Origin of the sequence: Propionibacterium australiense (assembly GCF_003666605.1) — a bacterium.
Taxonomy (GTDB): domain Bacteria; phylum Actinomycetota; class Actinomycetes; order Propionibacteriales; family Propionibacteriaceae; genus Propionibacterium; species Propionibacterium australiense.
On sequence record NZ_RCIV01000037.1, the window covers coordinates 1 to 6236 of the forward strand.

The window sequence follows — 6236 nt, forward strand, 5'->3', positions numbered from 1 at the left end:
AGCCCTCAACGGACGACTCGAACACCTCCGCGGCACCGCCCTCGGCTTCCGCAACCTCACCAACTACATCACACGCAGCCTCCTCGAAACCGGCGGATTCAGACCCCAACTCCTACACCCTCGATTGGGATGAGCCAACAAACCTTCGGAGCATTCGCCTCGTACATCACCGGACGCACCTTCGACTACGACTTCGAACACCTCCCCAAACCCCAACCAGAAACCGATCTTGTTTCATGACGGCCATAGCCTGGGTAGCGATCCAAAACAGTGGTGCCACTATCAGTTATATGCTGTTCCGCTAATTCGATATATTTCTCGCACATGTTGTGGACGGTTGTCCATGTGTCCCCTGCCCGGACGTGGTAGGTGTGCAGCCCCTCGACCTCGAGATTGTAAACGGTACAGGTCTTCCCGGTGACCTCGACCGTGGCGACCGTGACCCAAGAACCATCCGGGCCATGAAGGTGGTCGCCTGGCCCGAGGTGGCCTGCCGGGGTCCAGCCCCGGTCACTGGTCAAGAACGGGTGTCCGGCGGTGGTCTCCACGGTGCCGCCGTCCTCGAGCCTCACGACAAGCGTCTCGACCTGCTCATGCACAAAAGTATTGGTGACGGTACGGGGCTGGGTGGTGTCGCTGTCGGGGTCATAGGCGGCGACCTCGTCACCAACCTGGACATCCTGAATCGGCTTCGCGCGCCATCGGCCATCAACACCGGAGTATCCGCCACGAAACAGTTTCCGCTACTGCACGCGTTGTGCGCGGCCCTAGCAGTATCATCCCCGATACTGTCAGCGGCGTTCCTACCGATGCTGCCGAGTTCTTGCCTGCCAGTATGGCGGCCGGCGGTCTCGGCCGCTTCACGGCCGATGGCGCCGGCGCCCTTGGCGGCCCCGCCGCCGGGGATCAGGATCGCCCCGATCGCCATCTCCTTACCGAGGGTGCCCAGGTCCACGCTGCCGGTTTAGGCAGCAGCCTAAACCAACCATCAACCACTTTCCGAAAACCTATATCACTCCAATCCGGACTCTGGCCACCGGACCGAACACCGGCGGTCGTCCCATGGCCACGCCCTCCCACTCCCAGAAACCGATTATGCTTTCACAACTGGCCCGCCGGAAAGCCTGACGCAGGACAATCTTGTATCACGCCTCCATGTTCACTTATACCGACTCAAGGGATCGTCGAATTCGAATGCAGTGAAAGAGTCACTTAAATCGCAACGCGATGACTCATTCGTAGTAATACTCCATTCAGTACTATCGAATGCAGTAATCACAATAACAGGCTCCTGTTGAATTTTATTTGATGTAAGATACCCCGCGAAATCCCCGTCAATAACCTGCTCGACTATACCCCCAAAGCACAACAACTGAAACCACGTCAACCAAAGGGGACTCGGGTTGAGTTTGGCGAGTCTTTCCATCTCTAAAACATCAAATCCAGAACCAGCCCTTGCTTGCGCCCATAAATTTGAAACATTCCACGAAAGCCCCCTACCGTCAATATGGCTTAATATCTCTAAAAAAGAGACCATCTGCTCTTCGTGAAACATTGGAACTTGTAATTTCATGCCGCCCTCCTACGGGTTAGATAAAGGTTCCGGGCCACCCCTTTTTGGACTCCCTCCTGTTTCATTTGGCAACCATCGATGTTGATGGGGGTTTGGATGATTCCCAGGACGTCCATGGTCAGTAAAATCGATATCCTTAACCAATTCTCCATTTTCTCCGAACTCGCGAGCTTGGGGATATGATCCATTCCTTCCAGTTCTGGTTCCCAGCTGAGTGTGTGGGTAATTACTATCAGGCACGGGAACGCCATTTTTATCTCTTGGGAGTTCTCTTCTTGGGAACCAATTATGATCCCCACTACCTGCTTTCTGACACATGTTGTGGACGGTTGTCCATGTGTCCCCAGCCCGGACGTGGTAGGTGTGGAGCCCGTCGACCTCGAGATTGTAGACGGTTCGGGTGTGTCCTGTGGCCTCGACGCTGGTGACTGTGGCCCAGGTGCCGTCCGGGGTGTGGAGTTGGTCGCCTGGTTTGAGGTGGCCTGCTGGGGTCCAGCCGCGGTCTCTGGTCCAGAATGGGTGTCCGGCGGTGGTCTCCACACTGCCGCCGTCCTCGAGCCTCACGACGAGGGTTTCGACCTGCTCATGCACAAAAGTATTGGTGACGGTGCGGGCACAGGCGGTGTCGGTGTCGGGGTCGTAGGCGACCACCTCGTCCCCAACCTGGACGTCCTGGATCGGTTTCGACGTGCCGTCGGCCATCAACACCGGGGTGTCGGCCACGAAACAGTTCCCGCTGCTGCACGCGTTGTGCGCGGCCCTGGCAGTATCATCCCCGATACTGTCAGCGGCGTTCCTACCGATGTTGCTGAGTTCTTGTTTGCCGGTACGGCTGGCGGCTTGCTCGGCTGCTTCACGGCCAACGGTCTCAGTGACTTCCCGGCCGGCGGTCTCGGCCGCTTCACGGCCGATGGCGCCGGCGCCCTTGGCGGCCCCGCCGCCGGGGATCGGGATCGCGCCGATCGCCATCTCCTTACCGAGGGTGCCCAGATCCACACTACCGTTCTCGTGTTTCTGCTGGGCCATACTGATCCCACCAGAAGTCAACGCCCCGGACAGACTCATCAACGCGAGCCCAGCCGCACCCCCGACACCGGTGAACATCAACGCCACCCCGGCCACGACCATGACCCCGGCGGCCAGGTATTCCCAGTTTCACTGAATCAGGCTATGATTAGGATTTCATCTCCCGCAGAATCTCCTATGGATAAGCCTCTTGGTATTACTTAGTATTTACACCCCCATCCCCTCACTAATCAGTTCTCGCGAAGATAGTCTGCTCGATTTTTTGCTATCTGGAGTGTCGAAGCCTTAAACTCGATCCAGTTTTCTTGACTCATTAATTCTACTATTTCACCAAGGTGATCTCGTAAAAAAATTGCATGTTTTCCGCTAATTCGTTTCAGTGACCCCGATCGAACTCCAGTAATAGCTTCCTGTATAATCTCGATAGGAACGGCACCGTAAGGTATATAACCATTCCTTCTTTGTATAAACGCAGGCTCAATTTCCATAGTCAATTCACCATGATGGGAAGTCAGCTGAATCCTCAACTGGGGTGACGTAATAATGATACAGCCACTACCAGGCGAACTTACCGAGAATGTGATTTTATAATTATTTTCTTCAGTGTTACTATCCCATAAAAATTGAAGGTTTTCTGCTATATAAACAAGGACATCTTTCATGTTATCCACCAGGTTTCAGACACCACTGATTGACCCATTGATACCCCTTCTCTTTCAAAAAAGAGATCTCGCGCGCTGTATACTTACTTGGGTCTAACGCCTCTATTTCACTCTTTGGAACCGATGTAACAAATCTGTCTCCTGCGGCGATTCTATTTTCAAGGAAATATTGGTTGAGCTCCCACGGATCAGTGTGCTTGGCAACCTCATCCCATTCTTTTCCAATATCAAAATAACTCGCTCCCATTTTCTTCGCTTTTTCAATGTAGCCTGGATAGCGACCTAAAACAGTGGTGCCACTATCAGTTATGTGTTGCTCGGCTAATTCGATATACTTCTGGCACATGTTGTGGACGGTTGTCCATGTGTCCCCTGCTTGGACGTGGTAGGTGTGGAGCCCGTCGACCTCGAGATTGTAGACGGTTCGGGTGTGTCCTGTGGCCTCGACGCTCTTCACTGTGGCCCAGGTGCCGTCTGGGGTGTGGAGTTGGTCGCCTGGTTTGAGGTGGCCTGCTGGGGTCCAGCCGCGGTCTCTGGTGAGGAAGGGGTGTCCGGCGGTGGTCTCCACACTGCCGCTGTCCTCGAGCCTCACGACGAGGGTTTCGACCTGCTCGTGCACAAAGGTGCGGGTGACGGTACGAGGCTGGGTGGTGTCAGTGTCGGGGTCGTAGGCGACGACCTCGTCCCCTGCCTGGACGTCCTGGATCGGTTTCGACGTGCCGTCGGCCATCAACACCGGGGTGTCCGCCACGAAACAATTCCCGCCGTTGCACGCGTTGTGCGCAGCCCTAGCAGTATCATCCCCAATATCATTCGCGGCGTTCTTGCCGATGTTGCTGAGTTCTTGTTTGCCGGTACGGCTGGCGGCCTGCTCGGCTGCTTCACGGCCAACGGTCTCAGTGACCTCACGGCCGGCGGTCTGGGCCGCTTCACGGCCGATGGCGCCGGCGCCTTTGGCGGCCCCGCCGCCGGGGATCGGGATGGCTCCGATGGCCATCTCTTTGCCGAGGGTGCCCAGGTCCACGCTGCCGTTGTCGTGTTTCTGCTGGGCCATGCTGATCCCACCAGAGGTCAACGCGCCGGACAGGCTCATCAACGCGAGCCCTGCCGCGCCACCGACACCGGTGAACATCAACGCCACCCCGGCCACGACCATGGCTCCGGCGGCCAGGTATTCCCAGTTGTCCCCGATCCAGTCCCCGGCCTTGGCGAGCGTGGACTTGTGCTGGTCTTTCCACTGGTCGAATTCGGCGTCGCTGAGGGGGTGCAGGCCGGTGGGGTCGGTGAACCCGACCGGGTTGTTCGCCGCGTACGAGTACGGGTTACCGGCCCATCCGGCGCCGGTGGTGGGGCCCTGGGGGTCCGGTGTGAGGAACCCACGACTGGCAGGGTCGTAGACGCGAGCACCCAACGCTTCGAGACCACCGGGTAGCAGGACCTCACCGCCGGCCCCAAACGACAGGCCCCCGGGTCCTGCTGTGAGGGGGCTACCAGCAGTGGTGGTGGTCCACACGTCCGCACCTGTGGTGCTGGTGGTGGGGGCTTGTCGCCAGCCGGGGGTCTGCCAGCCGGCACCGACCGTGGCGGTGAACCCGGGCACGGACACCACATCCTGCCCACCAGCCGACAACAAAGCAGGGATGGTGGTGGCGGTGTCCCAGAACAACCCCTGCCCGTCCACGGCGGCCAGCTCACCCATCGCATCAGTGAACAAACTAGTGCGGGAACGCTCCAGGGCACTGTCGATGGTGACTTGTTCCAGCCGGCCGCCCGCGTCCCACCGGTAGGTGCGTACCGTGCCGTCGGCGTGTTCCTCACGGATCCGTTGACCGGCCGCGTCATAGGAGAACCGGGCCGACAACACACCGTCCGTGCTGGTGCCGGTGAGCTGGCCGGCCGCGTCGTAGGAGTAGGCGATGTCCCCGCCCCCGGCAGTGGTTTCGGCGGCCAGCCGGCCGGCCTGGTCCCAGACATACCGGGCCGTGCCGTCCTCGGTCCGGGCCTCGACGAGTTGGTTCGCCTCGTCGTAGGCGTAGGCGGTGTGGGAACCGTCCCGGGAGGTCCAGGCGACCCGGCCCTGGTCGTCACGGCCCACCGCCGTGTGCGACATCACACCGCCCTGACGCACGAGGTGGCTGGTGATGAACCCGCCCTCGCGTTCCCATTCCTGCCGGGTGCCGCCGGCGGTCGCAGCGGTCATCTGCCCAGACGCGTCGTACTCGTAGGCCACCGTGCCGAACACAGACGACTCGACCCGCACCAGCCTCCCGGCCGGGTCGTACTCGTAGCCGGTCCGTGCCCCGCCCGGGGACCGCATCCACGCCCTGCGCCCATCAGCGTCATAACCCCACGACACGGCCTGCCCGCCCCGGGACCGCGACACCAGCCGGTTATTGGCGTCCCAGCACACCACATGCCTGACACCACTGGCCTCGGTGACAGTCATGGTCCGGGCCTCGAAGTCACGCTCCACCCGGTGATGCACCACACCGTCATACGACAGGGCGACGAACCGGCCCGAACAGTCATACTCCCACCCGATACGGTGCCCGTCCGCGCCGGTCTGCGATGTCTGCCGGCCCGCCGCATCGTACTCAGCGGTCGTGACCCTGCCCAACGGATCAGTGAGCCGGGTCACCTCGCCGTGACCGTCCCGCTCGTACCGGGTCACCCCACCGGCCGGGTCGGTGACCGCGACGAGGGCGCCGAGCTGGTCGTACTCGTACCGGGTCACCCCACCAGTACCCGAGACCGCCTCAACCAGATTCCCGACCTGGTCGTAACGGAACCGGCGGCGCCCACACATCGGATCTTGAAGACCCACAACCCTGCCCGATGCGTCATAGGTGTACCTGGTCGTGCCGTAGCCCGGCACGTGCCGGGCGGTGACCCGACCGCACTCGTCATAGGCATACCAGGCCCGCTCACCGGCAGGCCAGGTCTCACCGACCAGCCGCGAATCGGCATCATACGAA

Annotated in this window: 4 protein-coding genes and 1 pseudogene; all 5 read right to left on the reverse strand. The window is 60.0% G+C overall.

The genetic code is table 11. The annotated features are described in order from the left end of the window. Positions 1–338: 338 nt before the first annotated feature. A pseudogene (locus tag D9T14_RS14505) lies at positions 339–737 on the reverse strand (Hint domain-containing protein); the annotation flags it as partial. A 422-nt stretch (positions 738–1159) separates the two neighbouring features. Further along, positions 1160–1573, reverse strand: a complete 414-nt coding sequence (locus tag D9T14_RS13450) for a hypothetical protein (protein WP_126464192.1) — start codon at positions 1571–1573, stop codon at positions 1160–1162. Positions 1574–1582: 9 nt separating this feature from the next. Further along, the gene (locus D9T14_RS12985; RefSeq protein WP_220452003.1) at positions 1583–2677 is read right to left on the reverse strand and encodes a polymorphic toxin-type HINT domain-containing protein; all 1095 of its coding nucleotides are present in this window, start codon (positions 2675–2677) and stop codon (positions 1583–1585) included. A 152-nt stretch (positions 2678–2829) separates the two neighbouring features. After that, on the reverse strand, positions 2830–3261 hold the full coding sequence (locus D9T14_RS13455) for a hypothetical protein (RefSeq protein WP_126464191.1): 432 nt from the start codon (positions 3259–3261) through the stop codon (positions 2830–2832). A 1-nt stretch (position 3262) separates the two neighbouring features. After that, a partial coding sequence (locus D9T14_RS12990) for a polymorphic toxin-type HINT domain-containing protein (RefSeq protein WP_220668353.1) occupies positions 3263–6236 on the reverse strand: 2974 nt, incomplete at its 5' end.

Excerpts from the sequence above, each read along its gene's own strand:
- D9T14_RS13450 (WP_126464192.1), bottom strand. The coding sequence starts at position 1,573 with ATGAAATTACAAGTTCCAATGTTTCACGAAGAGCAGATGGTCTCTTTT.
- D9T14_RS12985 (WP_220452003.1), bottom strand. The coding sequence starts at position 2,677 with ATGTTCACCGGTGTCGGGGGTGCGGCTGGGCTCGCGTTGATGAGTCTG.
- D9T14_RS13455 (WP_126464191.1), bottom strand. The coding sequence starts at position 3,261 with ATGAAAGATGTCCTTGTTTATATAGCAGAAAACCTTCAATTTTTATGG.